Annotated in this window: 23 protein-coding genes; 6 read left to right on the top strand and 17 right to left on the bottom strand. The window is 69.5% G+C overall.

What is annotated here, in order from left to right; translation table 11 throughout:
- Window positions 1-56: 56 nt before the first annotated feature.
- On the top strand, window positions 57-698 hold the full coding sequence (locus AB0E69_RS17775; RefSeq protein ID WP_360146352.1) for a TIGR03085 family metal-binding protein: 642 nt from the start codon (window positions 57-59) through the stop codon (window positions 696-698).
- Here the strand turns inward: AB0E69_RS17775 and AB0E69_RS17770 are convergent.
- The 4 genes from AB0E69_RS17770 to AB0E69_RS17755 all read right to left on the bottom strand — a co-directional run bounded on the left by AB0E69_RS17770 (window position 684) and on the right by AB0E69_RS17755 (window position 5,548).
- Complete coding sequence (locus AB0E69_RS17770) at window positions 684-1,271, bottom strand: VTT domain-containing protein (protein ID WP_360146349.1); 588 nt, start codon at window positions 1,269-1,271, stop codon at window positions 684-686. The genes AB0E69_RS17775 and AB0E69_RS17770 overlap by 15 nt on opposite strands.
- The gene (locus AB0E69_RS17765; RefSeq protein ID WP_360146346.1) at window positions 1,268-2,023 is read right to left on the bottom strand and encodes an MBL fold metallo-hydrolase; all 756 of its coding nucleotides are present in this window, start codon (window positions 2,021-2,023) and stop codon (window positions 1,268-1,270) included. Before AB0E69_RS17765 ends, AB0E69_RS17770 begins: the two co-directional genes overlap by 4 nt.
- Before the next feature lie 3 nt (window positions 2,024-2,026).
- Window positions 2,027-4,165: an alkaline phosphatase family protein gene (locus AB0E69_RS17760; protein ID WP_360146343.1), complete on the bottom strand. Its 2,139-nt coding sequence runs from the start codon at window positions 4,163-4,165 to the stop codon at window positions 2,027-2,029.
- A gap of 84 nt (window positions 4,166-4,249) precedes the next feature.
- A complete protein-coding gene (locus AB0E69_RS17755) occupies window positions 4,250-5,548 on the bottom strand; it encodes a family 43 glycosylhydrolase (RefSeq protein ID WP_360146340.1) in 1,299 nt (432 codons plus the stop codon).
- 94 nt (window positions 5,549-5,642) lie between these two features.
- Here AB0E69_RS17755 and dacB point away from each other — a divergent pair, with 94 nt between their 5' ends.
- Both dacB and AB0E69_RS17745 read left to right on the top strand, forming a co-directional pair.
- The gene (gene dacB / locus AB0E69_RS17750) at window positions 5,643-7,193 is read left to right on the top strand and encodes a D-alanyl-D-alanine carboxypeptidase/D-alanyl-D-alanine-endopeptidase (RefSeq protein WP_360146337.1); all 1,551 of its coding nucleotides are present in this window, start codon (window positions 5,643-5,645) and stop codon (window positions 7,191-7,193) included.
- Between the two features lie 40 nt (window positions 7,194-7,233).
- On the top strand, window positions 7,234-8,172 hold the full coding sequence (locus AB0E69_RS17745; RefSeq protein WP_360146334.1) for a GNAT family N-acetyltransferase: 939 nt from the start codon (window positions 7,234-7,236) through the stop codon (window positions 8,170-8,172).
- Window positions 8,173-8,214: 42 nt separating this feature from the next.
- Here AB0E69_RS17745 and AB0E69_RS17740 read toward each other — a convergent pair whose 3' ends face one another.
- Together AB0E69_RS17740 and AB0E69_RS17735 are read right to left on the bottom strand one after the other, a co-directional pair.
- Entirely contained in the window at window positions 8,215-8,814 is a 600-nt protein-coding gene (locus tag AB0E69_RS17740; protein WP_360146331.1) for a hypothetical protein, read from the bottom strand.
- Window positions 8,807-9,307 (bottom strand): sigma-70 family RNA polymerase sigma factor, encoded by a 501-nt coding sequence (locus tag AB0E69_RS17735; RefSeq protein ID WP_360146328.1) that lies wholly within the window; start codon window positions 9,305-9,307, stop codon window positions 8,807-8,809. The genes AB0E69_RS17740 and AB0E69_RS17735 overlap by 8 nt, the downstream gene beginning before the upstream one ends.
- A gap of 101 nt (window positions 9,308-9,408) precedes the next feature.
- Between AB0E69_RS17735 and AB0E69_RS17730 the strand changes: the two genes are divergently transcribed.
- Window positions 9,409-9,993, top strand: a complete 585-nt coding sequence (locus AB0E69_RS17730; protein ID WP_360146325.1) for a helix-turn-helix domain-containing protein — start codon at window positions 9,409-9,411, stop codon at window positions 9,991-9,993.
- Window positions 9,993-11,273 carry an MFS transporter gene (locus AB0E69_RS17725; RefSeq protein ID WP_360146322.1) on the top strand — a complete coding sequence of 427 codons (1,281 nt, stop codon included), beginning with the start codon at window positions 9,993-9,995 and terminating at the stop codon, window positions 11,271-11,273. Before AB0E69_RS17730 ends, AB0E69_RS17725 begins: the two co-directional genes overlap by 1 nt.
- Here the strand turns inward: AB0E69_RS17725 and AB0E69_RS17720 are convergent.
- The 5 genes from AB0E69_RS17720 to hisF form a co-directional block, all read right to left on the bottom strand.
- A complete protein-coding gene (locus tag AB0E69_RS17720) occupies window positions 11,240-11,914 on the bottom strand; it encodes a hypothetical protein (RefSeq protein WP_360146319.1) in 675 nt (224 codons plus the stop codon). The two genes, AB0E69_RS17725 and AB0E69_RS17720, sit on opposite strands and share 34 nt — an antisense overlap.
- A 111-nt stretch (window positions 11,915-12,025) precedes the next feature.
- Window positions 12,026-13,630 carry an MDR family MFS transporter gene (locus AB0E69_RS17715; RefSeq protein ID WP_360146316.1) on the bottom strand — a complete coding sequence of 535 codons (1,605 nt, stop codon included), beginning with the start codon at window positions 13,628-13,630 and terminating at the stop codon, window positions 12,026-12,028.
- Window positions 13,630-14,136 carry a MarR family winged helix-turn-helix transcriptional regulator gene (locus tag AB0E69_RS17710; RefSeq protein WP_360146313.1) on the bottom strand — a complete coding sequence of 169 codons (507 nt, stop codon included), beginning with the start codon at window positions 14,134-14,136 and terminating at the stop codon, window positions 13,630-13,632. Before AB0E69_RS17710 ends, AB0E69_RS17715 begins: the two co-directional genes overlap by 1 nt.
- Before the next feature lie 236 nt (window positions 14,137-14,372).
- The gene (locus AB0E69_RS17705) at window positions 14,373-14,864 is read right to left on the bottom strand and encodes a MarR family transcriptional regulator (RefSeq protein ID WP_360146310.1); all 492 of its coding nucleotides are present in this window, start codon (window positions 14,862-14,864) and stop codon (window positions 14,373-14,375) included.
- Window positions 14,861-15,622 (bottom strand): imidazole glycerol phosphate synthase subunit HisF, encoded by a 762-nt coding sequence (hisF, locus tag AB0E69_RS17700; protein ID WP_360146307.1) that lies wholly within the window; start codon window positions 15,620-15,622, stop codon window positions 14,861-14,863. The genes AB0E69_RS17705 and hisF overlap by 4 nt, the downstream gene beginning before the upstream one ends.
- A 120-nt stretch (window positions 15,623-15,742) precedes the next feature.
- On the opposite strand from hisF, the gene AB0E69_RS17695 reads away from it, so the two are divergent.
- Window positions 15,743-17,266 (top strand): M1 family metallopeptidase, encoded by a 1,524-nt coding sequence (locus AB0E69_RS17695; RefSeq protein ID WP_360146304.1) that lies wholly within the window; start codon window positions 15,743-15,745, stop codon window positions 17,264-17,266.
- Here AB0E69_RS17695 and AB0E69_RS17690 read toward each other — a convergent pair.
- Genes AB0E69_RS17690 through priA form a run of 6 tightly spaced genes read right to left on the bottom strand, consistent with a single transcriptional unit; the run spans window position 17,263 to window position 24,649 of the window.
- Window positions 17,263-17,865, bottom strand: a complete 603-nt coding sequence (locus AB0E69_RS17690; protein WP_360146301.1) for a hypothetical protein — start codon at window positions 17,863-17,865, stop codon at window positions 17,263-17,265. The genes AB0E69_RS17695 and AB0E69_RS17690 overlap by 4 nt on opposite strands.
- Before the next feature lie 4 nt (window positions 17,866-17,869).
- The gene (locus AB0E69_RS17685) at window positions 17,870-18,802 is read right to left on the bottom strand and encodes a lysophospholipid acyltransferase family protein (RefSeq protein WP_360146298.1); all 933 of its coding nucleotides are present in this window, start codon (window positions 18,800-18,802) and stop codon (window positions 17,870-17,872) included.
- A complete protein-coding gene (locus AB0E69_RS17680) occupies window positions 18,802-20,382 on the bottom strand; it encodes a lactate racemase domain-containing protein (RefSeq protein ID WP_360146295.1) in 1,581 nt (526 codons plus the stop codon). Before AB0E69_RS17680 ends, AB0E69_RS17685 begins: the two co-directional genes overlap by 1 nt.
- Window positions 20,383-20,430: 48 nt before the next feature.
- A complete protein-coding gene (locus tag AB0E69_RS17675; RefSeq protein ID WP_360146292.1) occupies window positions 20,431-21,627 on the bottom strand; it encodes an alcohol dehydrogenase catalytic domain-containing protein in 1,197 nt (398 codons plus the stop codon).
- Window positions 21,624-23,915, bottom strand: a complete 2,292-nt coding sequence (locus AB0E69_RS17670) for an HAD-IB family hydrolase (protein ID WP_360146289.1) — start codon at window positions 23,913-23,915, stop codon at window positions 21,624-21,626. Before AB0E69_RS17670 ends, AB0E69_RS17675 begins: the two co-directional genes overlap by 4 nt.
- Complete coding sequence (gene priA, locus AB0E69_RS17665; protein ID WP_360146286.1) at window positions 23,912-24,649, bottom strand: bifunctional 1-(5-phosphoribosyl)-5-((5-phosphoribosylamino)methylideneamino)imidazole-4-carboxamide isomerase/phosphoribosylanthranilate isomerase PriA; 738 nt, start codon at window positions 24,647-24,649, stop codon at window positions 23,912-23,914. Before priA ends, AB0E69_RS17670 begins: the two co-directional genes overlap by 4 nt.
- Between the last annotated feature and the right edge of the window lie 123 nt (window positions 24,650-24,772).

Raw genomic sequence — 24,772 nt, 5'->3', positions numbered from 1 at the left:
GAGCATGACAACGATTGACATTCTGCCATTCGCACCCGACAACTACGATCGAGTATGTGACCGACTACAGCCGGGTAGAACGACGTGCACTGTGTGACTTGTTCGACCAGCTCGGGCCCTCCCAGCCCACGCTCTGCGACGGTTGGGACACCTACGACCTGGCCGTGCACCTCTACGTCCGCGAGGCGGACCCGATGGCCGGGCCGGGGATCATGATCTCGGCGCTGGCCGACACGACCGAGAGACGGATGCAGCGGGCCAAGGAGCGCTACAACTTCGCCGACGTCGTCGACAAGGTGCGCAACGGACCACCGACGGTCTCGATCTACGCGGTGCCGAAGCTCGGTCACCAGCTGAACACGACGGAGTACTTCGTCCACCACGAGGACGTCCGGCGCGCTCAGCCGGCGTACGACGTCCGCGCGCTGCCGGCCGACCAGCAGGAGGGCCTGTGGAAGGCAGTCCGGCTGGCGGCGAAGACGATGACCCGGAAGTCGCCGAGCGGTCTGGTGCTCCGGCTGCCCGACGGGACGACGTCGGTCGCCAAGCGGCCCACCGAGGCCGGCAGTGTCACGGTGACCGGTGAGCCGGCGGAGCTGGTGCTGTTCTGCTTCGGCCGTCAGCAGGTGGCCGACGTACAGCTCGAGGGTGACGCCGAGACGGTCGAGCGGCTCAGGAACGCGTCATTCGGGGTCTGACTTGCGGTTGCGCCGGGCGCGCTGGATGAGGCTGCTGACGACCGTCGTCAGGATCACCAGCACGACCGCCGCGACCACGCCCTCCCACGGCTTGGGGAAGAGCGCGTAGCCGAGCAGTCCGATCGCCATGTACACCGCGGACCACAGCGACGACGCGGCCAGGTCCACCAGCGCGAACCGCTCCCACTTGTAGCCGGCCAGCCCGGCGGCCAGCAACACCGGCACTCGGCCACCGGGGATGAGGCGCGACGTCAGCAGTACGCCGATCTCATGCTCGGCCAGCCGGTCCCGTAGCGCGTCCAGGGACGCGTTGTCGCGCAGCCACCCGATCCGCTTGGCCAGACGCTCTCCACCGAACCGGCAGCCGGCGTACACGATCAGGTCGCCGACGTACGCCCCGGCCGCGCCGGCAATGAGCACGCCGAGCAGTCCGAACGGCGTGCTGTGCGACGCCAGTACTGCGCCTGCTGACACCGCAGCACCCGTCGGCAGCACCGGCAGCACCGCACCGATCAGCACTGCCCCGGCCAGCGCGAACAGGTACCAGAGGTCGAACTTGGTGTCGCCGCTCATGCCAGCACCTCGATCGACTCGCCCGGCTCGAGCAGCTCAACCCTCACCTCAGGGTCCACGGCCGCTTTGAACTTGTCACCCGGTGGCAGAAACAGCTCCGGCTTCACCCAGTCCATCCCGATCGGCCAGAACGTCCCGAAATGCACCGGTACGGCGATCTTCGCCCGCACCCGGCGTACCGCCTCCGCCGCACGCACGGCGTCCAGGTGTCCCGGCCCGAGCGACGGCCCCCACCCGCCGACTGGCACCAGCGCGAGGTCGACCGGACCGGCCTCCGCGGCGAGCTCGTCGTACAGGTCGGTGTCACCGGCGAACCACACGCTCGGTGCGCCCTCGACCCGGTACCCGACGGCTGGTCCGCTGTGCCCGGACCAGGGCAGCCGCCGTCCGTCGTGGTTCGCGGTGACCGTGGTGATGTCCAGCGACCCGATCCGCACTTGGTTGCCCGGGGCAACCTCAATGCAGCGGTCCGAGAACGCGGGACCGCTGTCGGCATGGATCAGCTTGGCCGCACCCCGCGGTACGACCAGTGCCGCGTCCGGAGCGACCAGCGGCAGCGAGGTGAGGTGCAGGTGGTCGGCGTGCATGTGCGAGATCAGTACGGCGTCGCACTCCCCCGCCTCTGGTAACGGAGCGGGTCCGCGGCGCCGGCGGAGGTGTGCGATCCGCGACGTGAGCACGGGGTCGGTCAGGAGCCGCGTGCCGTTCGCCTCGATGGTGGTGGTGGCATGCCCCCACCAGGTGATCCGCACTCCTCAGGCCTCCACACTCGACTCGACGCTGGGCTCGGCACCGGGCTCGGCACCGGGCTCTCGAGGCTTCAGGTCCTGCCGGTGTCCGAGCTTCTCCAGCCAGCTGATCAGCAGTTCGTGGACCGCGTCGGAGCCTACGGGAGGGTCCGTCAGCACCCAACGGCTCGGGTGGACCAGCACGGCCTCGGTCTGCCAGCCGCCGATGCCGCCATGGCATCCGACCAGCTCCTCGAACGCCGCCACCTCCTGCGTGTAGTCGTCCACTCGGCTGACCACGACCAGGTCGCCGTTGTGCGGCATCTCCGCCTGCCGAAGCAGCGAGTCGGGCGCGAACGGGCCATACGCCGCCAGCGGATCCTCGCCCTCGACACGGCCGGACCGAAGCACCCGGACCCCCGCCCGGCCGATCGCGAGCGGCCCCTCGGCCAGCGAGTCGACCACCACGAACCCGATCCCCGGGTGCGTCGCCAGACCGGGAATGAGCTTCGGGTGCAGCAGCTCGATCTCCTCCATCGGCACTCGGCCGGGCGTGGTGGCGAGGTAGAGCAGCGCCAGGTTGCCGGACGCGGTGACGACGATCTGCTCGTCCGCGGCCACCGGCGGCTCGCACTCCTTGGGCCCGAGCTCCACCTCGCCTGACTTCAGGTGCAGGGCCTTGCGGGTGACCGCGCCGCCGACGCCGCTACGCATCGACAGCTCGGTGAGGAACGCGTTCACCGGCCCCCAGCCCTCGGACTTGCCGACCGCCGCGACCGGCTCCTTGGTGGTGTCGACCAGCTCGTCGACCACCTGGGTCAGCGTCCGGCCGTAGCGCTGGAGGAAGGTGGAGCCCTGGCTCTGGCCGTGGTCGGAGAGCACCACGATCTCGTACGAGTGCGGGAGCAGATCGATGATCCGCTGCAGTGCCCCGAGCACCCGGTCCAGACCCTCCAGTGTCTGCAGCGACTCCGGGCGGGTCGGTCCGGCGTGGTGCGCGACCTCGTCGTAGTCGACGAAGTCGCAGTAGATCACCGGAGTGCCCTTGATGAGCTCGTCGGTGATCAGCGAGACGTTCAGGTCGCGCAGCAGGACGTTGGTGACCGCCCGCAGGAAGATGTAGCCGCCACCGCGCTTCACCCGCGGGACCAGGTGCCGCGCGCGCTGCCGGCGGGCCTGGTGCAGCTCCTTGATCATCTCCCCGAAGCACAGGATCAGCCCGCGCGCGGCACCCTGCGGGCTGGAGAAGAACCGCACATAGCCACGGCTGCGGTGGTCCGGCAGCGCGGCCCGGCTGAACACCAGCTCGCACTTGTCCGCGTCACCGGACCAGTTGTTGCTGATGCTGACGCCGCCGTCGGCGAGCAGCCCGAGCCCGTCGGAGAGCCGGGTCTCGATCTCCGCGGCGTCCCGGCCGCGGTTGGTGACCATCACCCGGCCGGTCTCCTTCTCGTACCACCGGAAGGCCGGGATCTGCCGCGAGCCGCCGTGCAGGATGCCGGCCTGGCTGGCCGGAGTGGTGGCCGGTACGCCGGTGTGCCAGGTAACCATCGAGTGGTTGCCGTCGCGGATCCAACCGCCGAGATTCGGCAGGTTGCCCGCCAGGACCATCCAGTTCAGCAGCGGCGCGGACAGGCCGTCGATCTGGATGATCAGCATCCCGGTCTTCGGCGCCGGCTGCAGCGTCCGGGCCCGGCGGTGCACGACCCGCATGACCTCGGCGACGTACGCGTCGTCGCTGCCGGCGTACGCGATCCAGCCGACGAAGGCGCTGATCGACGACATCCAGATCGCGACCAGCAGCGGCGCCTCGACCCCGCCGTGCAGCGTCACCCCCGGGTCGACCGAGATGCCGACGTACACGACGGCGAACTGGGACAGCAGTCCCCCGACCAGGACGCCGATCGACCCGATCAGGACCGCGATACCGGCCAGCACCCAGCGCATCAGCACCGAGAAGACCGCCAGCAGCACGACCAGCCGGAAGATCGGCAGCCGGCCGTCGCTGCTGATCTGCGGCAGCGTCCAGAACGTGATCACCAGCGAGATCAGCGACGCCAGCCCGCCGTACAGCATCGCCGTGATCCCGCGGCCGGTACGGCGCAGGTCCAGCCAGACCGGCCGACGCCGCCGGTCCCCGCTCACCTGCTCTGGTGGTTTGACCATCCGTGCTTCGTACTCCCCGTCCGTGCCCCCTGGCGCCTCCTGGTGCAGGTACGAGGGTACGGGGTCGCGCCGCCAAGCACCTGGCTATTGCATCTCGAGGTAGTCCACCTCGGTGTAGAGGCGGCCTTTCGTCAGCCGGACCGTGTTCCAGCCGGCCTTCAGCACGACCGGTACGGAGCTCTCGTGCCAGTTGTCCCAGCCGGTGGCCGGGTAGCTGACCGTGCCCTGGCTGTTGCCGTTGACAACGAGCCCGTGGCTGGCGGTGCCGCGCGATCCGTTCGCGTAACCGATATGCAGCGTGTAGTCACCGGCGACCGGCGCGTACATCGACTCCTCGACCCAGGAGTCGGGGTAGTCGATGTATGCGACCACCTTCCCGTCGGAGGCGCCGGCCGCGTTCGAACGGACCACGCAGTGGTTCAGCTGCCCGCTCTCGCCCTCGATCCGGACCCGACTGCCACGGACGATCGGGAGGTCGTTCGCCCAGCCCAGGTCCGCCTCGAAGAGGTGCCGCGCCCCGTCCACCCAGCCGTGCACGAACACCTTGTCGCCGACGAAATTGGCGCCACCTGGACCACACACGTGGCCGTCGAACGTGTCAGTCGTCATCAGCGGGCGGAACGCGGTCGTCCACGGACCAGTGAGGCTGGTGGCAGTCGCGTACGACGTCTGGTAGTTGCAGTTGTTGTAGCCGCTGCTGGAGAAGAAGAGCACGTACCGGCTGTCGCGCTGAACCAGGTCCGGCGCCTCGATGATGCCGTTCGACGTGAGCAGGGCGGTGTTGCCCCCGACGAGGGTCTGGCCGTCGTTCGTCGTACGGGTCAGCCAGAGCGTGGAGGGCTTGCCGACGGCGTTGCCCTCGTTCTTCCACACCAGATAGCGGGTGCCGTCCTTCGCGACGAAGGTGTTGGGGTCGATGGCACCGCCTTGGTCGAGCGGGCAGATGAGTGGCGTCGTACCGACCGGGGTGAACGGGCCGAGTGGTGACGTGGCTGTCGCCACGCCGATGCACTGGCGGCCGGTCTCCTTGTGCCACGCGGCGTAGGTGAGCGTGTAGGTGCCGTCCGGGTTCGGGTAGACGTCCGGGGCCCAGGTGCGGCCGAGTTGCGCCCAGGCGCTGGACGGACCGTCCGGCATGGCGTCGCCACGGATGGTCCACGGCCCGTCCGGGCTCGGCGCAGTCGCGACCGGGACGGTCCCGAGTCCGCTGTTGGTCGAGTAGGCGTACCAGGTCCCGTTCTGCTCGAAGACGTCCGGGTCCGGGAAGTCGGTGCTGATGATGTCCTTCGGGAAGACCGCGCCGCCGGCCGCGCGCGCCGGCGCGGTCAGAAAGGCGGTCAGGGTAAGTGCGGCCACGAGGGCCGCGAGAAGTCGCCTGGCCATGACACTCCTCAGGTGGGGGCGGATACCTGGACCACAGGCTAAGCGAGGTAGAGACTGCTCAGGTAGGTTTTCGACTGAACCGAAAGGTTGCCTCGTGAGTCATTTACGCACAGTGGTTGCCGCCGTCGCCGCGGCCGCAGCCGCCATCGGTGGGGTCGTCACCCAATCGGCCGGAGCCCCCGCAGGCGTCCAGGCGACCGCCCTGCAGCAGCGGCTTGACAGTCTGCTCAACGACAGCCGGTACGACGGCTCACAGGTCGCGCTGGTCGTCCGGGACGCCACGACGGGCGAGACGCTGTACGACCGGAACGGCGGCACCCGGATGCTGCCCGCGTCCAACACCAAGCTGTTCACGTCGACCGCGGCGATGCACGTGCTCGGTCCGTCGTACCGCTTCCACACCGACGTGCTCGCCACCGCACCCGTCCGCGGTGGGAAGCTGCGCGGTGACCTCTACCTCAAGGGGTACGGCGACCCGACCGCGCTGGAGTCCGACTACGCCGGACTGGCGACGCAGCTGCGGGCTGCCGGCGTACGCCGGGTCGACGGCAATCTGATCGACGACACGTACTTCGACCACGTCCGCCTCGGCGACAGCTGGGCCTGGGACGACGAGCCGTTCTACTACAACGCCCAGATCTCCGCGCTGACGCTGGCCCCGAACACCGACTACGACTCGGGTACGGCGATCGTCGAGAGCCGGCCCGCTGCGACCGTGGGCGCTCCGCTGCAGCTCACCATGGTCCCGGCGAACGGCGTACTCAAGGTGATCAACACCGCGACCACGGGCGCCGCCGGATCGTCGAACACGCTGGACGTCGAGCGCGACCACGGCACCAACATCGTCCGGGTCAGTGGTTCGATGCCGCTCGGCGCATCGGTCGACCAGGAGTGGGTGACCGTGTGGGAGCCGGAGCTCTACGCGGCCGACGTGTTCCGGCGCGCGCTGACCGCTCAGGGGATCTCGGTGAGCGGCCGGATCAAGAACGCGGCAACCCCGGCGAGCGCGACCCGGCTGGCCCGGGACGAGTCGATGACCGTCGGCGAGCTGATGACGCCGTTCCTCAAGCTGTCGAACAACATGCACGCCGAGACGCTGGTCAAGACGATGGGCGCGGTGGCCGAGGCGGACGGCAGCTGGTCGGCTGGGCTCGGCGTGGTGACCGGCTACGCCCAGAGCATCGGTGTCGACACCAGCCGGATCCGTCTGTCCGACGGCTCCGGTCTGTCCCGCAAGGTCAACGTGACCGCAGACGCGGTGACCGACGTACTGATCGGCGCCCAGAAGGAGCCGTGGTGGCAGCAGTGGTACGACGCGCTACCGATCGCCGGTAACCCCGCGCGGTTCGTCGGCGGCACGCTGCGCAGCCGGATGCTGAACACTCCGGCCGCCAACAACCTGCACGGCAAGACCGGTTCGCTGACCGGTGTCACAGCTCTGTCCGGTTACGTCAGCACGAAGGACGGCCGCAAGCTTGTCTTCTCCATGCTGAGCAACAACTACCTGAGCAGCCCACGCTCGATCGAGGACGCCGTCGGCGTGACCCTGGCCTCCTGGTCCGACCAGGCACCACCCGCGGCGGTCAGCAACCTCCGATCCACCTCGACCAGCAGCTGCGAGAGCGAGTGGGTCAAGGCCTGCTAATCGGCTCGACAGTACGGCGGCCATCCACCACTATGCGTGCATGACCGCCATACTGCCTGAAGGGCACACCGTGCGTCCGATGCGGGTCGAGGACGCGCAGGTGATTGCCGAGGAGTCGGCGGCATACATGCGGGAGTTGATCGGCTTCAGCAAGCACAGCCCGGAGGATGTCGCCAACTATCTCCGCATGCCCGGGTTCGACCCGGCGACCGACGGATGGATGGTTCTGGATCGGGCGGGACGGTACGCCGGCTCGGCGACCGCTGCCCTCAGCGGCGGCGGGACCCGGGCCGGCCTCGAGGTGCTGAGCAAGGACCCGGCTGTCGCGCGATGGCTGCTGGACAAGGCCCTGCAGCGAGTCAGAGGGCCGAAGGACGTGCTGGTCAGCATCGCGGCGGTGCGGCAGGACGAGCTGTGGCCGGACCTGCTCCTGGCCGCCGGCTTCAACCGAGAGACCTCTACCGAGCGGATGCGGATCACCTTCGACGGTCCGGTCCCGCGCCCCGCAGTACCCGAGGGCGTGACGGTACGGCGCGGCGCGTACGACGACCAGACCCGCCGCGCGGCCCACGCCGTACTGGTGGAAGCCTTCAAGGAGCAGCCGACCGCGGACCCACGCCCGTACGACGAGTGGGTCGAGTCCCGGGAGGCACGGTCGACGTTCGACTGGTCGCAGCTCACCTTGCTCGAGCTGGACGGCCAGGGCGTCGCCATGACCGAGTGCAACGACAACTTCGTCACCAGCGACAACTGCGGGTACGTCGGACGCCTGGCCGTCGTCACGTCCGCGCGTGGTCGGGGCCTGGCGAAGTACCTCCTCCGCGACGCCTTCGCGACCGACTCGGCGGCCGGGCGGACCGGAACGATCCTGCACGTCGACTCCCGCAACCCGACGCCGGCGGTAGCGCTCTACCGGTCCGTCGGGATGCGACCGGACCTGATCAGTGACGTGTGGCGGCAGACGCTCCCGGCTGAGTGAGACGACCTCACCAGGGCGGTCGCGGTCCGCCCTGGCGAGGCGTCAGTTCAGGACGGTGCGGAAGCCCTTCGTGCCGGCGTACACGGTCCGGTAGCCCAGCGGCCGCCGGAGCTCTACCTGGAGCGTGGTCGGCGCCACCGACCGGTGGTTGCACTGGTGGCCCTCGCGCTGGTCCGGCGCGACGCCGTAGCGGTACGCCGCGATCCGCACCGCGGCGTTGTCCTGCGAGAGGATCCTGACGATCGTGTTCGGCACACACGGCTCGACCGCGACGTCGTCCCGGGCGACCGTGACGATCACGATGGTCGGGCTGGCCGGATCCACCCGGACCGCGGTCACGGCGATCTCACCCCGCTGCACCAGCCAGGTGGCCCCGATCCTGAACTGCGCCGGTGGCGCCCCTTCGTCCAGGGCCGCGTGCACCGGCACGGTCGGGGCGTCGTCCGGCGCCGCCGGCTCGCGCATCGTCCGCGGTACTCCGATGCCCGCCGAGATCCCGGCCACCACCACGACCGCAGCGACCGCACCGGCGATCACCCGGTGGCGACGCCGGCGTTCCCGGACGGCCTGCTCGACGTACTCGAACGGCGGCGCCTCCTCCGGCGACTGCTCGTCGACGTACTCGGTCAGTAGGTCACGCATGCTCGGTCACCTCCAGCAGCGGCGCGAGCGCCCGCCGCGCCCTTGCCAGCCGGGACTTCACCGTGCCCGGCGGCACCTGTAGCTCCTCGGCGATCTGCTCCACCGGCAGATCCATGACGTGATGCAGTACGACGACCGCCCGCTGCTCCGGCGTGATCCGCGCCAACGCGGCCGCCACGTCCAACGCGTTGCCGTCCGGCCCGGGCGCCGGCTCGACGCGTCCAGACAGCCTCGCCAGCGCGCGGTGAGCGACCTGCTGGCGGCGTAACCGGCTGATCAGGTTCCGGACCGCGACCGCGCGCACCCAGGCCTCCGGGTCGTCGTACCGGCGGATGGCGTCCCAGCGGCCGAGCAGCTTGACGTACGCGTCCTGCGCGACCTCCTCGGCGTCTGCGCGCGACCCACCGATGGAGACCAGGACGCCGATGAGCCGCGGCCAGGTGCGCCGGTAGAGCGCCGCGACCTCGGCCGCCGGATCGCCGTCGTCCCGCACGTGGCCACCTCCCACCTGGTGTCTACCCGGCTAACACGCGCGACCACCAGATCCGGTTCCCCCACTTGCCCGCCGAAGATCTGAGAGATTACTCTCGAAACATGTCTCTCAGAAATCCGTACGGCGATTTCGAGGTCACCGACCCGCAGGCGATGCGCGCACTGGCGCACCCGGTCCGGCTCGCCGCGCTCAGCTACCTGCAGCGGAACGGACCGGCCACCGCGACCCAGCTCTCCGACCACGTCGGCGCCTCCCCCTCGGTCACCAGCTGGCACCTGCGGCACCTGGCCGAGTTCGGGCTCGTGGTCGACGTACCGCCGCCGAGCGGCACCGACCGGCGGCAACGCTGGTGGAACGCGGTGTCGCACGGATTTCGCTACCAGGCGCCGGACACGCCGGAGGGCGCCGAGGCCGGTCGGCTGCTCCGGACCGAGATGATGAACCAGGCCTTCGAAACGGCCCAGCGGTGGCTCGTCGAGATCGAGCCTGACCTCGATCCGGCCTGGAGCCGGCTGGCCGGGTCGGCCAACACGCGGTTGGTGGTCACCGCCGAGGAGCTCGAGGCGATCGAGTCGGCGATCGAGCAACTGCTCGCGCCGTACGTGCAGCGCCGCGACGCGGGCGAGGCGCCGGACGACGCCCGGTCGGTTCGCCACCTTCGCTTTTCGTTGCCGGAAGCAACCTAGTGAGGACCGTTACCAGCCTCTGGCGCGACCAGCACTTCCGGAGGTACTGGTCAGCGCAGTCCGTCTCCGAGTTCGGCGACCGGATCACCGAGCTGGCACTGCCACTGATCGCAGTCACCATGCTGCACGCCTCCCCCAGCCAGGTCGGCTTCTTGACCGCGGCCGTCTGGCTGCCGAACCTCGCATCGCTGTTCATCGGCACCTGGGTCGAACAGCGAGCGGACAAGCGGCCGCTGATGATCACGGCGGACCTGGCGCGGCTCGTGGTCCTGATCAGCTTGCCGGTGGCCTACTGGCTGGACCTGCTCAGCCTCGCTCACCTGTACGTGATCGCGATTCTCACCGGCGTGGCCAAGGTCGTGTTCAACACGGCGTACTCCGCGTTCTTCGTGCGACTGGTGGACCGCGAGCACTTCCTCGAGGCCAACAGCAAGCTGTCCGCCAGTAGGTCGATCTCGTTCATGGCCGGGCCGGCGGTCGGCGGCATCCTCGTCCAGTGGCTGACCGCGCCGGTCGCGATCGTCGTCGACGCGGCCACCTTCGCCTTCTCGGCGATCCAGCTCAGCCGGACCAAGGTCGAGCCTGGCGTGGTCGAGCAGTCGGCGGAGCCGTTGCTCGAGCGGGCCCGCGCAGGCATGCGGTACCTGCTGCGGCACCCATACCTGAAGCACAGCCTGGGCTGCTCGACCACGATCAACTTCTTCAACCTGATCGCCGGCGCGCTGCTCGTGCTGTTCGCCAGCCGGGACCTGGGGTTGTCGGCCGGCACGATCGGTCTGGCCTTCGGCATCGGCGCGATCGGTTCCCTGGTCGGCGCGGTCGGCGCTGCCCCGCTGAGCCGGCTGCTCGGTATCGGCCCGTTGATCGCCGTCGGCGCGGTCGTGTTCCCGGGCGCGGTCGCGATCGCCGCACTGGCCGACGGGCCCAGCTGGGTGAAGGCGACGCTGCTGGCATCCGCCGAGTTCGTCAGTGGGTTCGCGGTGATGTGCTTCGACGTACCGAACAACGCACTGCAGGCCGCCGTGACGCACGAGCACATGCGCAGCCGGGTGTCGGGCGCGTACTCCACGATCAACTACGGGATCAGGCCGCTCGGCGCGGTGGTCGGAGGGTTCCTCGGCACCTGGGTCGGTGTCCGCGAAACCCTCCTCCTGTCCGCGGCCGGCGGCCTGCTCGCCATGCTGTGGCTGGTCCGGTCGCCGAACCTCCGTACGCGGACGATCGCCGGCCTCGAACCACCCGAGGTTCAGCTCTTGTCGATGTCTCCGAAACCGGAGTAGAAGGCGTTGATGCACCACACCGAGCCGTCCTTGCGTGCCGAGACCGCCGCGGTGTGGATGATGTGGCTCGGGTTCCCGGCCGCCGGCGTCGTCGGGACCGCCCGGTTGCCCAGCTTGCCGGCGAGCTCCAGGCCGGCCAGGTTCAGCACCGATTTGCCCGAGTTGTCGTAGACGATGGTGTAGTGCGGGCCCTGGGCAACGGCCAGGGCGATGCGCGGGAGCGTCAGGCGCTTGCTCTTCTCGTCCTTGCAGGTCATCGCGGCGGCGCCGGCGGCGTTACGGGCGTTCACCTTCGCCACAAAGGCCTCCATCGGCTTCATGTACTGCGGGTCCTGCTCGATGCCGGTGGACGAGGTGGGCACCGAGGAGGTCGGCGTCTCGCCCGCACTCGGCTCGGTGCCCGGCCCTGTACTGGCCCCGGTGCTCGGCTGGGTGCTCGAGGGCGCGGCCGGCTCGGCGGTGCCCGAGTCGCCGCGGAGGAAGCCGGGCGTGACGAAGCCGGTCACCACGAAGACGACCAGCATCACGCCGAGGGCGACCAGCGACACGATCAGTCCGGTGTTCCGCTGCCTGGGCGGCGGAGACGGTGGTGGTGGCGGTGGTGGCGGTGCTCCCCACTGCGGTTGGTACCCCGAGCTCATGATGTCCTTTCCTCTGCGGTCTATACCGGCGAACACCGTAGTACGTCATCGGACCGCAGACGTACGCGGTGCTCCCGAGGCTCGGAAGCACCGCGTAGGGGACGAGACGGCTCAGTCGTGAACCGCGCGATCGGCGAGGTCCTCGACGTCGTCGACCTTGGCGACGGTCCGGCGGAGCGGGACCTCCTTGATGAAGAGGACCGCCACCAGGCTGACGACCGCACACGCGGCGGCGATCAGGAAGATCCGTCCGGTGGCATCGCCGTACGAATGGCGGACCAGCTCGGCGAGCTGCGGCGGCAGGTGGCCGACGTCGAGCAGGCTCGTGCTGCCGGAGCCGCCCTCCTGCAGCTTGCGCGCGGCCTCGGCACCGTTCGGCCCGGCGAGTACGCCGGCCACGATCAGGTCCTTGACCCGCGCCGCGAGCACCGCGCCGAGAGCCGAGACGCCGACCGCACCGCCCAGGCTGCGGAAGAACGCGACCGTCGCGCTGGACGCGCCGATCTGGGTCACGTCGACGGTGTTCTGGACCGCGAGGACCAGGTTCTGCATCGTCATCCCCATGCCGAGACCCATCGACAGCATGCCGAGCCCGACGAACCAGTACGGGGTGGCGTGGTCGATCGTGCCGAGGATCAGCAGACCCACGAGCAGCAGGATCCCGCCGGCGACGAGGTACCGCTTCCACTTGCCGTAGCGGGTGATCAGCTGACCGGACCCGGCCGAGCCGATGAACGACCCGAGCATCATCGGGATGGTGAGCAGGCCGGCCTCGGTCGGGCTGTAGCCGCGGGCGATCTGGAAGTACTGACCGAGGAACAGCGCGCTGCCGAACAGCGCGACCCCGACCGCCAGGCTGGCGATGATCGCGAGCGCGGTGGTCCGCTCCCGGACGACCTTGAGCGGGACGAGCGGCTCGGCGACCCGGTTCTCGACCAGTACGGCGAGGAACCCGACGAGCAGCGTGCCGCCGACGAACAGCGCGGACTGCCAGGACATCCAGGCGAAGTCGGTGCCGGCGAAGGTCACCCACAGCAGCGGCAGGCTGGCCGCGATGCTGATCAGGACCGCGCCGACGTAGTCGATCCGCACTTCACGCTTGAGCGTCGGCAGGTGCAGGTACTTCTGCAGGATCACCAGGCTGACCACGGCCAGCGGGACACAGACGTAGAAGCACCAGCGCCAGCCCAGCCACGAGGTGTCGACGATGACGCCGCCGATGAGCGGGCCGGACACGGTCGCGACCGCCATCACGGCACCCATGTAGCCGGAGTACCGGCCGCGGCTGCGGGGCGGGATCGCGGCGCCGATGATCGCCTGCGCGAGCGCCATCAGACCACCCATCGCGAGGCCCTGCAGGACGCGAGCACCGATCAGGAACGGCACAGTGTGGGACAAGCCGGCCAGCGCGGATCCGATGACGAAGACCGAGATCGCGATCTGGACCAGCAGCTTCTTGCTCACCAGATCCGCGAGCTTGCCCCAGATCGGGGTGGACACCGTAGTGGCCAGCAGGCTCGCGGTGAGGACCCAGGTGTACTGCGTCTGGGTGCCCTCGAGGTCCGCGATGATCGTCGGCAGGGCATTGCTGACGATCGTCGAGCTGAGCATCGCCGTGAACAGCGCGGCCAGCAGCCCGATCAGGATCTCGAGGATCTCGCGGTGGGTGAGTTCCGGCGCGGTAGGCAGGTCGCGCCGGGTCTCGGTGACAGTCATCAGTCTCCTGTTGGTTGGGAACGCCTCACGACCTGGTTGGCCTCGGTGATCGCGCGCGCGACCCGCTGCAGGGTGTGCCCTGCCGCGATCAGCGCGTCGTCGTCGAGGTCGTCCAGGGCGGATCGAAGTTGCTGGGTGTAGGACGAGTAGAGAGCCTCCAGCCGGGCCCGGCCCTCGGTGGAGAGGCTGACCAGGCCGACCCGGGCATCCGCTGGGTCCGGCCGACGGCTCACCAGTCCGTCGGCCTCCAGGGCACTCACCTGCCGGCTCACGACCGAGGGGTCGACGCCGAGCTTGGCGGCGATCTCCCCGCCGCGCTGCTCGCCGTCCTTGGCCAGGATCTTGAGCATGCTCGCGTCGGACCGGCGCAGCCCACTGTCGGGCATCAGGTGCCGGTGCTCGATGCAGCGCACGGCCCGGATCAGCGAACTGACCCCTTCGATCAATTCATGAGCCGCGGAGTCCCGCTCTACCCCCGGGACGAGGGGTGGCTGAGCTAGTTGCATAACCCAACTATATACCCAGATGGTTGGTTTCCACAACCATATGCACAGTCTGTGGACAACCAACCACTCCCAGTCCCCACTCACCCGGCCGCCCGCCGATGCCGTTTGAGGGGTCGACCCCTGAAGCGGTGGGTTGGCACGCCGTATTTAGGCCTGCCAACCCACCATCTGAGGGGTCGACCCCTCAAACGGCGCTCGACGCCGCCGGCTTGGGCGGGTGGGGCGGGGTGGGGCTGTCAGCCGAGGTCGGCGTTCAGGCGGGCCAGGAGGCGGCCCAGGTCGGAGAGGTCGGTGGGCGACCAGGTGGCGAGGATGGCGCGGAACTCGGTCTGGCGCTGGGCCCGCATGGCGTCGTACCGTTCGGCGCCGACCGTGGTGAGGCGGAGCAGGCGGGCCCGGCCGTCGTCGGGATCGCCGATGCGTTCGATCAGGCCCAGGTTCTCGAGTTGGGTGATGCCGCGGCTGACGGTGGACTTGTCCAGGCCCAGGACCTGCGCGACGTCGGACGCGCGGACGCCGGCACCGGTGCCGAGCCCGATCTGGGAGATCAGCGCGTACCCGGCCGCATCCATCTCCGGATGCACCCGCCGGGCCAGCCGCAGCGACGCCGACCGCGAGCGCCGGAACAGCGCCGACAGCTCCTGCTCGATCGAAGCGACCAACCGCTCCGACCGCTCTCCCGGCTCGTCGACGCAGTCCTCGAGAGCTTCCGAGTTGTTGACGCTCACCGGACCACGATCCCGGCGTCCCGGAGTGCCTTCTTCACGTCGGCGATGCGGAAGTCGCCGAAGTGGAAGACGCTGGCGGCGAGTACGGCGTCCGCGCCCGCCTGCACCGCGGGTGGAAAGTGTTCCGGGGCACCGGCTCCCCCGCTCGCGATCAGCGGGACGTCGACGACCGCCCGGACGGCCTTGATCAGCTCGAGGTCGAAGCCCTGTTTGGTGCCGTCGGCATCCATCGAGTTGAGCAGGATCTCCCCCGCGCCCAGCTCGCAGCCGCGTTGGGCCCACTCGATCGCGTCCAGCCCGGCGGACTTCCGCCCGCCGTGCGTGGTCACCTCGAACCCGCTCGGCTGGTCCGTGGACCGCCGTACGTCGAGGGACAGGACCAGCACCTGGTTGCCGAACCGGTGGGCGATCTCCCGGATCACCTCCGGCCGCGCGATCGCACCGGTGTTGATCCCGACCTTGTCCGCCCCCGCCCGCAGCAGCCGGTCGACGTCGGACGCCTCGCGGACCCCGCCGCCCACCGTGAGCGGGATGAACACCTGCTCGGCGGTCCGCCCGACCACGTCGTACGTCGTCTCGCGCGAGCCGGACGACGCGGTGATGTCGAGGAATGTGAGCTCGTCGGCCCCTTCGGCGTCGTACAGCTGCGCCATCTCGACCGGGTCGCCGGCGTCGCGCAGGCCGGTGAAGTTGACGCCCTTGACCACCCGCCCGGCATCGACGTCCAGGCAGGGGATCACTCGCACGGCAAGGCTCACCGGGCAAGCGTACCGACCCGACTATTCGGTTCTGGCTGAATGTCTCGCCAGAACGGCTCCCGAGACCTCATCGGAGGCAACGGTGAGCGAAGTATCCGGACGATCGGGAGGTTTTGATCGATGCGCACGTCCATTCGCAGGCTCGCCGTGACCACGGTGGGCCTGGCCGTCATAGCCGGCGCTGTCACCGGCTCGGCCGCAGCCGCCGAGGAGCGTCCGGCCCCGGGCGCTCCTGGCGTCGGTGACTCGGTCTTCCCGAACCTGGGCAATGGCGGCTACCAGGCCGAGCACTACCTGATCGAGATGAAGTACGACCCCACCACCAAGCTCATCGATGCCACGACGACCATGCAAGCGCAGGCCACCCAGCGACTGTCCCAGTTCGACCTCGACGCCTACGGCCTCGACATCGCCTCCGTCGAGGTCGACGGCCACCCGGCCACCTTCACCCAGGACGGGCACGAGCTGGTCGTCACTCCGGCGGCGCGTATCGGCTCCCGGTTCAGCGTGAAGGTGCACTACTCCGCCGACCCGCGCCGGCTCAAGCCCCCGCTCGGCGGGTTCGTCGCCACCCCGGACGGGTTCAGCACAGCGCCGCAGCCGGACGTCGCGCACACCGTCTTCCCCGGCAACGACCACCCGTCCGACAAGGCGTACTACACCTTCAAGGTGACCGCCCCGGAAGGGACGATCGGGGTCGCGAACGGTGATCAGGTGGGTGAAGAAGCGAACGTCGACGGCAGCACGACGTACACCTATGTCTCGCAGTCACCGATGCCGACCGAGCTCGTGCAGATCTCGGTCGGTGACTTCGCCATCGTCGACCACGGCACGCTGCCGACGGGCGCCCGGCTGCGGGATGTCGTGCCAACCGGTCGGCTCACCGACCTGACGCGGACGCTGGAGCTCACCAAGGGACAGCTCGGGTGGATGGAGGAGCGGCTCGGTCCGTTCCCGTTCGAGGCGTACGGACTGCTTCCGGTGAACTCGGACGCCTCCGACGCCTTCGACTTCACCGGGCTCGAGACGCAGACGCTGACGCTCTACAAGCCCAACTTCCTGAAGCGGCCGGAGAACCAGATCGGCACCCACATGGTGCACGAGATCACCCACAGCTGGTTCGGCAACAGCGTCTCGCCGGCCGACTGGGGCAGCCTGTGGCTGAACGAGGGCAACGCCAACTACTACTCGTTCCTGTACACCTATGACCGTGGCTGGACCGACAGCCACGGCAAGACCAGCATGCTCGACCGGATGCACGAGGCGTACGGCGTCGGCGACATCTGGCGGGCCAAGTCCGGGCCGGTGGCGCGGCCGAACGCGGCGAACCTGTTCGACGACATCCGCTACACCGGCGGCACGTTGACGCTGTTCGCGCTGTCGGAGAAGCTCGGCGTGGACAAGTTCAACCAGATTCAGGCTGCCTGGTTGCGGACCTACAAGAACCGCTCCGCGACCACTGAGGACTACATCGATCTTGCCACCCGGGTGAGCTGTGACCCGACCGTCCGCCCGTTCCTGGAGGACTGGCTGTACGGCACCAAGGAGCCCGCGATGCCGAACCACCCGGACTGGGTTGCCACCCCGCCGACGGCGCAGACTCTTCGCACCGTCGATGTCCAGCGGGACCGCTACGAAGGCTAGCGAAACGAGTGGAACGCGGCGCGGAGGATCGGCCAGGCGATCAGCACGCCGACAGCAGCTGAGAGTACTTGGGTCAGGATGGTCCGCGCCGGGTTTCGCCGTACCGCGGGGTCGACGCCGAACTCGGTCAGGAGCTGCCGCGGGGTGAGTACCTCGCGGTGCTCCGCCGGCAGGCCGATCAGGTCGACGGCTTGATGGAGGGTCTCCAGCGGCCAGAACGCCCGCGGAGCCGAGATCCGGTTGCCGTCGGCGTCGAGGATGACCAGGAAACCGGAGGCGATCCGGCTCACGCGGTCGACAAGCACGACCCGGACGACCTGCGAGCGCTGCAGCACCCGTGGTTGACCCCACGGGGTTGCCCGGTAGGTGATCGCGTCGGCGTCCACAGCCAGCGTCGTACTGCGAACAATCAGCCGAAACACCAGGAACACGGCGGCGAGCAGTACGACGAGCAGCCCGCCGGCGACCGGCCAACTGATGGCCCAGAATCCGAGCGAAACGCAGAGCACAGCGACGAGCACCGCGTACAGCGCCAGCAGGAGCAGGTACGAGCGGCCTGCGGCGGTCGGAGACGGCCGCAGCACAACGGATGACGTCATCGAACTACTTCCAGGCGCGGCGCTTGGACTCGGCCGGACGGATCGGGCGGGTGGACTCCCAGACGCGGCGCCAGCGGGCACCGGACGGCCCCGTCTGGACCGGCGACGCACCGATCGCGGCCCGGCGGCGCGACTCGTACCAGGTGGTGGACTCCTCGTCGAGGAGCGCCGACACCGCGGCGGAGATCCGTGGCGCGAACTCCCGCGGGGTCTCCCCCTCGAGCGGGTGCAGCGGGTCGCCGTACCGGATCGCGACCGCCGGACGCCCGGGAACCGGCCAGCCCCGGCCGCGCGGCATCGCCGCGAACGACCCCTTGATGCCGACCGGAACGACCGGCACCCCGTGCTCGACGGCGAGGTACGCCGCCCCCATCCGGAACCGCTGCATCCAGCCGTCCGGCGAGCGCGTGCCCTCCGGGAACACGACCACGTTCCACCCGTCGGCCAGCAGGTCGCCGGGCGTCGAGCTCATCTTGCCGCCGCGCCGCTCGATCGGGAACGTGTTGAACACGATCGCCGACCCGGCCGCCCGCCACCAGGTGTCGAAGAAGTAGTCGGCCGCCGCCGCGAACGCCGTCTTCCGCCGGATCGCGTCCGGCAGCGACAGCAGCAGCAACGGCGTGTCCAGGTGCGACGAGTGGTTCGCGACGATGATCGCCGGACCGTTCAGCTTCAGCAGCGAGTCCAGGCCGCTGACGTGCTGGCTCAGCTCGAAGCCGAGGATCGCGTTCAGCGGGCCCTTCTGGATCATGTCCCGGACCGCGATCGCGGCCGGGGTCCGGGCCCACCGGGTCGGGAAGACCGTGGTCTCCTTCGGCAGCACGTACGGCTCGGCCGACCGCGGTACCTGCGGTCGCCGGCCCCACCGCCAGCCGCGCGCGACCTGCCGCACGTCCTTCACGGTGTCGCGGCTGAACCTGACCAGGCTCGTGCCCATCAGTGCACGTCCGCGATCAGGTTCGGCGGGTTGTGCAGGTACGTGATCGACGGCGACCGGCCGACCGAGTGGCTGACCATCTCGAGCGCGTCCTGCAGCGTCGACGCGGACCGGAAGCCCATCCGCTCGACGGTCTTGCGGTCCGCGCCGACCCAGACGACGTCACCGCAGTGGTCGAGGCAGTGGCTGATCCAGTACCACATGTAGAACGGGTGCACGCCGTGGTACGCGTACGACGTCCGGTACAGGTGGATGTACCACGGGTCCTCGGCGTACTGCTTCTCGAACTTCGCCTCGATGGTCGCCGGGTCGGTCGACTCCGACAGCACCTCCTCGAAGAAGTCGACGTACGACGGGTGGTGCAGCTGGCTGAACTCGTACGGCACCGGGTGGTAGAGGATCAGCGCGCCGTCCTTGCGGACGATCGGGTTCCCGCGGTACGCGTTGAAGTGGTAGCCCATCCCCATGCACGCGGCCAGGATCGGGTTCATCACCGAGTTGACGTTGTACGGGCAGATGTACGGGACGCCGATGATGCCGACGTCGGACTGGCCGTTGACCTCGACCAGGTGCTGGCGGTGCACCATCTCGAGCGTCCGGTCGTGCACCGGCTCGATCGCGCCGGCGTTGATCCCGGTCACCTTGTAGTACGACCGCTGGTCCTGGAAGATCTTGTTCCGCAGCTTCGCCGGCGCGGCGGCCAGCCCGCGCTTGGCGCCGAGGAACACCGCCTGGTCCTTCGGCGTCCACTCCCACTCCCGCTTGTGCAGGAACGCCATCGACGGGTTGAACACGTCGTTGTTCATCGACGTCTCGATCTGGAAGACCTTGACGTGCTGGGTCAGCACCTCGCCCATCCGCCAGGCCGAGTGGTGCATCTTGGACGCCTTGTGGTCCATGAACGACCGGGAGTTGATCATCGTGTGGCTGTTGTGGTGGTGCTTCAGCGACTTGTACGACGCCAGGCCGATCGACGTGGACTTGTGGCCACCGTCCATCGCGACCAGGTTCACGTTCACGTAGACGAGCAGGTCGGACTCGGCCGCCCGCTTCGAGATCTCGACGTCCTCGCCGTGCCGGGTGACCCCCAGGTGGGTCAGGTTGTCCCGGTCCTCGGCGTCGAAGTTGTAGAGCTTGCCGTCCGGGAAGAACGACCGGAAGACGCGCTCGCCGACGATGCCGCGCAGCTCGCTCGGGGTGAGCCGGCGGTGCAGCGCGTTCGCCGAGATCAGCTCGACGTCGTCGACACCGGCCCGGGCGGCCATCTCCAGCACCGCCTCGATGACGCGCTGCCGGATGTCCGGCTTCACCATCGGCGGCAGCGGCAGCGAGATGTCGTCGAACGCGATCGTCAGCCGCATCCCGGCGAACAGCAGCTCGGGCAGCGGCTCGGACTCGATCGGGTTCAGCAGCGCGCGCTGGATCTCCTCGTCGAGGTCGGGCACCCCCGGCAGCGACTCCGGCGGGTACACCACCTTGGTCCCCTGCGGGAACCGCTCGAGCAGGAAGCCCTGCCCGTTGTGCACCAGCAGCGGCGGCGTCCGGTCGTCCACCTCGAGCACAAACCCTGGGCGAGCCATGTCAGTACCTCTCTCGTCGTACGTCGTGCGTCCTCATCGGTGCGGCCCTCATGAGGCCCTCACATCGAAGGCGACCTTGACCGTGCCGAGGCGGCCGGCCGAATGCGCGTGGTCGATCGCCTCGCGCCAGCGGTACAGCGGGTAGCGCGCGCCGACGATCCCGTCCAGCGGCGCCTTCCCGGCCAGCTCGAGAGCGGTCTCGAAGGCCGGGCGGTCGTTGGGCTCCTCGCGGTTGGACGCGTAGGTGCCGGTCAGCTCGAGCTCGCGGAACCACAGCGGCGACAGGTCGGCGCCGGTCGACGGCATGCCGGACAGGATCACCCGGCCGCCGGCCTTGGTGACCCGCAGCACGGTGTCGATCGAGTCCTTGCTGCCGACCGCGTCCATGGCGATGTCGACCCCGCCGAGCAGGAACTCCTTCGCCAGCTCCGGCTTCAGCCGGAACGCGCCGGTGGCCCGGCGGACGCCACGGAACACCTCGTCCGGGGCGACCACGTCGCTGGCGCCGAACGCCCGGGCCAGCTCGCGCTGCTTCGGGTGCTTGGCGACAACCGTGATCCGGCCGACCTGGGTCAGCTCGCGCAGCGCGAGGGTTGCGAACAGCCCGACCGCGCCCGCGCCACTGACCAGCACCGACTGGCCCGGCTCGACCCGGGCCCGCAGCGCGGTGTGTACGGCGCACGCCAGCGGCTCGGTCAGCACGGCGCGCTCGTCGGACAGGCCGTCGGGTACGGCGTACAGCTGGCTGCGGTGGGCGACCATGACGTTGCCCCAGCCGCCTCCGGTGTCGGCGCAGTACCCGGTCTGCAGACCAGGGGAAACGTGGCCGACCGTGATCCGGTCGCACCGGTTCGTGTGGCCGGTGGCGCAGTTCGTGCAGAGCTCGACGCCGCGCGCAGCGCAGGTGAGGACGGAGTCCATCACCACCCGGGTGCCCTTGGGCAGGTCCTCGCAGTCGTCGAGCAGCTCGCCGACGATCTCGTGGCCAGGCACGAACGGCATCGACACCATCGCGGTGAAGTAGAACTTGGTCGAGCCGGTCACCATGCCGAGGTCCGAGCCGCAGATCCCGGACAGGATCGGCCGGATCCGGGCCCAGCCGGGCCGGTCCGCCTTCGGCTCGTCGATGGTGACGAGCCGCAGCGGCGCCGCGGGTCCGGTCAGGATGCCGGGGATCCGGCCGCCGATCGCCTTGGCCGCCAGGAACTTGGCCGGCGACCGGTACATCTCCAGGGCGAGCATCATTGGGTCTTCACCCCGGGAATCTCCAGTCGGGACGTGTGGGAGGCGGACTTCCAGTCGACGATCTGCCAGCGCGCGGCCCGGGCGGCCCGGTACAGCGGGACGTCGGGTGACACCGCGACCGGGTTGCCGACCGCCTGCAGCATCGGCAGGTCGGAGTGGCTGTCGGCGTACGCGAACGACTTGGACAGGTCGATACCGGTACCGCGGACCCGGTTGCGGATCCAGGCCGCCCGGGACTCGCCGACCAGCGGCGGACTGGTCAGGGACCCGTTGCAGCGGCCGTTGTCGTCGAGCGCCAGCTCGGCCGCGACGATCTCGTCGAACAGCGGCCGCAGCGGCCGGGTCAGCTGCCGGATCGCGCCGGTGATCAGGATCGTCTTGTGCCCGGCGGCGCGGTGCTCGCGGACCCGCCGGACCGCGGCGCCGCTGAGCCGGTCGAGGACGTGCTCGGCCAGGATCTCGTCGACGATCGCGTCCAGCTCGGCCGGGTCGGCACCCTCGTAGCGGCGGTAGATGGTGCGCAGGAACTTGCCCCGGTCCTTGCGCTCGGCCGAGACCAGCTTCGGCAGCCGGCGCAGCATCGCTCCGAGCTCTCCGACCCGCTCCCGGCTGTCGAGCTCCGGCAGCCGCATCCAGAGATAGGTCTCGATCACGTTCGAGGACAGCAGCGTGCCGTCCATGTCGAACGCGGCGATCACCTCGGTGCCGTCGTTCTTCTCGACCTTCTTCAGCACGCCGGCGGTCTCGGCGAGCGCCCGGTTCCGCTTCTTCCGGACCACGTCGAGGCGGCGCATCGAGGCGGTGATGCTGGGCAGGTGGACGTCCTGCAGGTAGACCTTCCAGTCGACCACCGAGACGTCGCACCAGAACTTCTCCCGGTCCTCGGGATCCAGGGAGTTGTGCAGCGCGAGCGTGTTGTCGTCGACGAACTGCAGCTCGACCTGGACGTACTCGCCGTACAGGTCGAGCAGCCGGCGGAGGAAGTCCAGCCGGCGCTTCTGCACGTCGAGCTCGCGGGCGTACTTGCGGGTGCGCTCGCTGCGCGGGATCCGGGTCACCACCGCGTCGGCGAGCTTGTGCGCCCGCTCGCCGAACCGGAGCGTGTTCTCCACCGAGTCGCCGCCCGGGTAGCGCCAGATCGGCAGCCGGACGTCCCCGCGGTCGCCCATGTCGAACGGGTGCCGCAGGAAGTACTCGCGGATCCACGGGTGCAGCTTGTGGAAGCTGAGCGGGTTGCGGTAGCCGGAGCCAATGGTGAAGTACTCCGGCTTGGCGACCTCGGCGTCGCGGGCCATCACTGCGCAGATCGCCCCGACCACGTGGTCGACCGGGACCATCTCGATCACCGCGTCACCGGTGGTCGGGAACTCCGGCAGCTCGCCGCGGCCGTAGGCCAGCAGGATCGGCTCGGCCATCTTGAAGCCTTCGATCCAGCCCGGGTACGGCGTGGTCCAGGCGGACTCGACGATCGCCGGCCGCACGATCGAGGCCGGCATCCGCTCGGCGAACTCCTCCACGACCCGTTCGCCGAGGGCCTTGGTGAAGGTGTACGCGTCGGTCCAGCCGAGGCTGCGGGCGCGCTCGGTGCCGGTCTCGACCAGCCGCTTCGCCACCCACTCGATCCGGCGCCGCTCGGTGTCGGCCGCCGTCGTCATCGGTCCGGCCCGGCCGTGCAGTTTGTCGGCCTCCTTGTGGAACTTCGCCAGCAACGCCGGCTCCCGGGACTGCTCCTCGACCCGCGCCTTCATCCCCATCCCGGCCTCGACCTCGACCCGCCAGTCGACGGTGTGGTCGATCGGGGCCTCGGGCACGGCGCCGCGCCGGCGGCCGGCCGTGTAGGCGGTGGAGATGTGGACGTAGTGGACCAGGCGGCCGGTCTCCTCGATCCGCTCGAGCAGCTGCTTGGTCCCGAGCACGTTGGTCGTGAACGCCTCGTGGATCGGCGGGTCGAAGCTGACGTCGCCGGCGCAGTGCACGACCACGTCCAGGTCCTTCGGCAGCTCTGGTACGTCGGACAGGTCGCCGTCGATGACCTGGATCCGGGCGGCGGCCAGCGCCGCGGCGTCGGCGTACGGCGTGTTCTCGCCGTAGAAGCCCTGGAAGATCCCCTTGCGGAGCACCTGCGCGAGCCGGTCGGAGCCCGTCATCGAGCCCTTCGGCCGGATGATCACGGCCACGGTGGTGCCCGGCAGTTCGCCGATGATCCGGTGCAGCAGCGCCTCGCCGATGAACCCGGTGACGCCGGTGACCAGGACCTTCTTGTCCTTGAGCTTCTCGGCCAGCCTCACTTGTCGCCTCCACGCGTGAGTTCCAGTGCCTCGGTGAGGGTGAACGCACCTGCGTACAGGGCCTTACCCACGATCACGCCCTCGACGCCTGCGGGGACCAGCGTCATGAGCGCTTTCAGGTCGTCCAGCGCCGAAACCCCACCGGAGGCGATCACCGGCTTGGCGGTCCGCTCGCACAGGTCCCGGTACAGGTCGAGGTTCGGTCCCTGGAGCATGCCGTCCTTGGTGACGTCGGTGACCACGTAGCGCTCGCAGCCGGCCGTCTCCAGCCGCTCGAGCACCTCGTACAGGTCGCCGCCCTCCTTGGTCCAGCCGCGGGCCGCGAGGGTCCGGCCGCGGACGTCCAGGCCGATCGCGACCCGGTCGCCGTACTGCTGGATGATCCGGTCGCACCACTCCGGGTTCTCCAGGGCGGCGGTGCCGATGTTGACCCGGCGGGCGCCGGTGGCCAGCGCGGCCTCCAGCGAGTCGTCGTCGCGGATGCCGCCGGAGAGCTCGACCTGCACGTCCAGCTTGCCGGTCACCTCGGCCAGCAGCGCGCGGTTGCTGCCGCGGCCGAACGCCGCGTCCAGGTCGACCAGGTGGATCCAGTCCGCCCCGGCCTCCTGCCAGGCCATCGCCGCGGCCAGCGGATCGCCGTACGACGTCTCGCTGCCGGCCGCGCCCTGCACCAGCCGAACCGCCTGTCCGTCCGCCACATCCACGGCAGGCAGCAGCACCAGGTTGTCTGACATGGGCCACACCTTAAGGGGCTGGAATGACGCGTTCGTAACCCGGAGCCCCGCTGAGTCGTTGAGATCCGATCTGTCTCAGCAATACCAGCATGGTAACTGGTATTACCGAATTAGGCTGGCTTC

Source organism: Kribbella sp. NPDC026611 (assembly GCF_040638345.1).
GTDB lineage: Bacteria > Actinomycetota > Actinomycetes > Propionibacteriales > Kribbellaceae > Kribbella.
The sequence above is the reverse complement of the archived record's forward strand: the minus strand, read 5'-3'. Positions and strand labels throughout refer to the sequence as shown.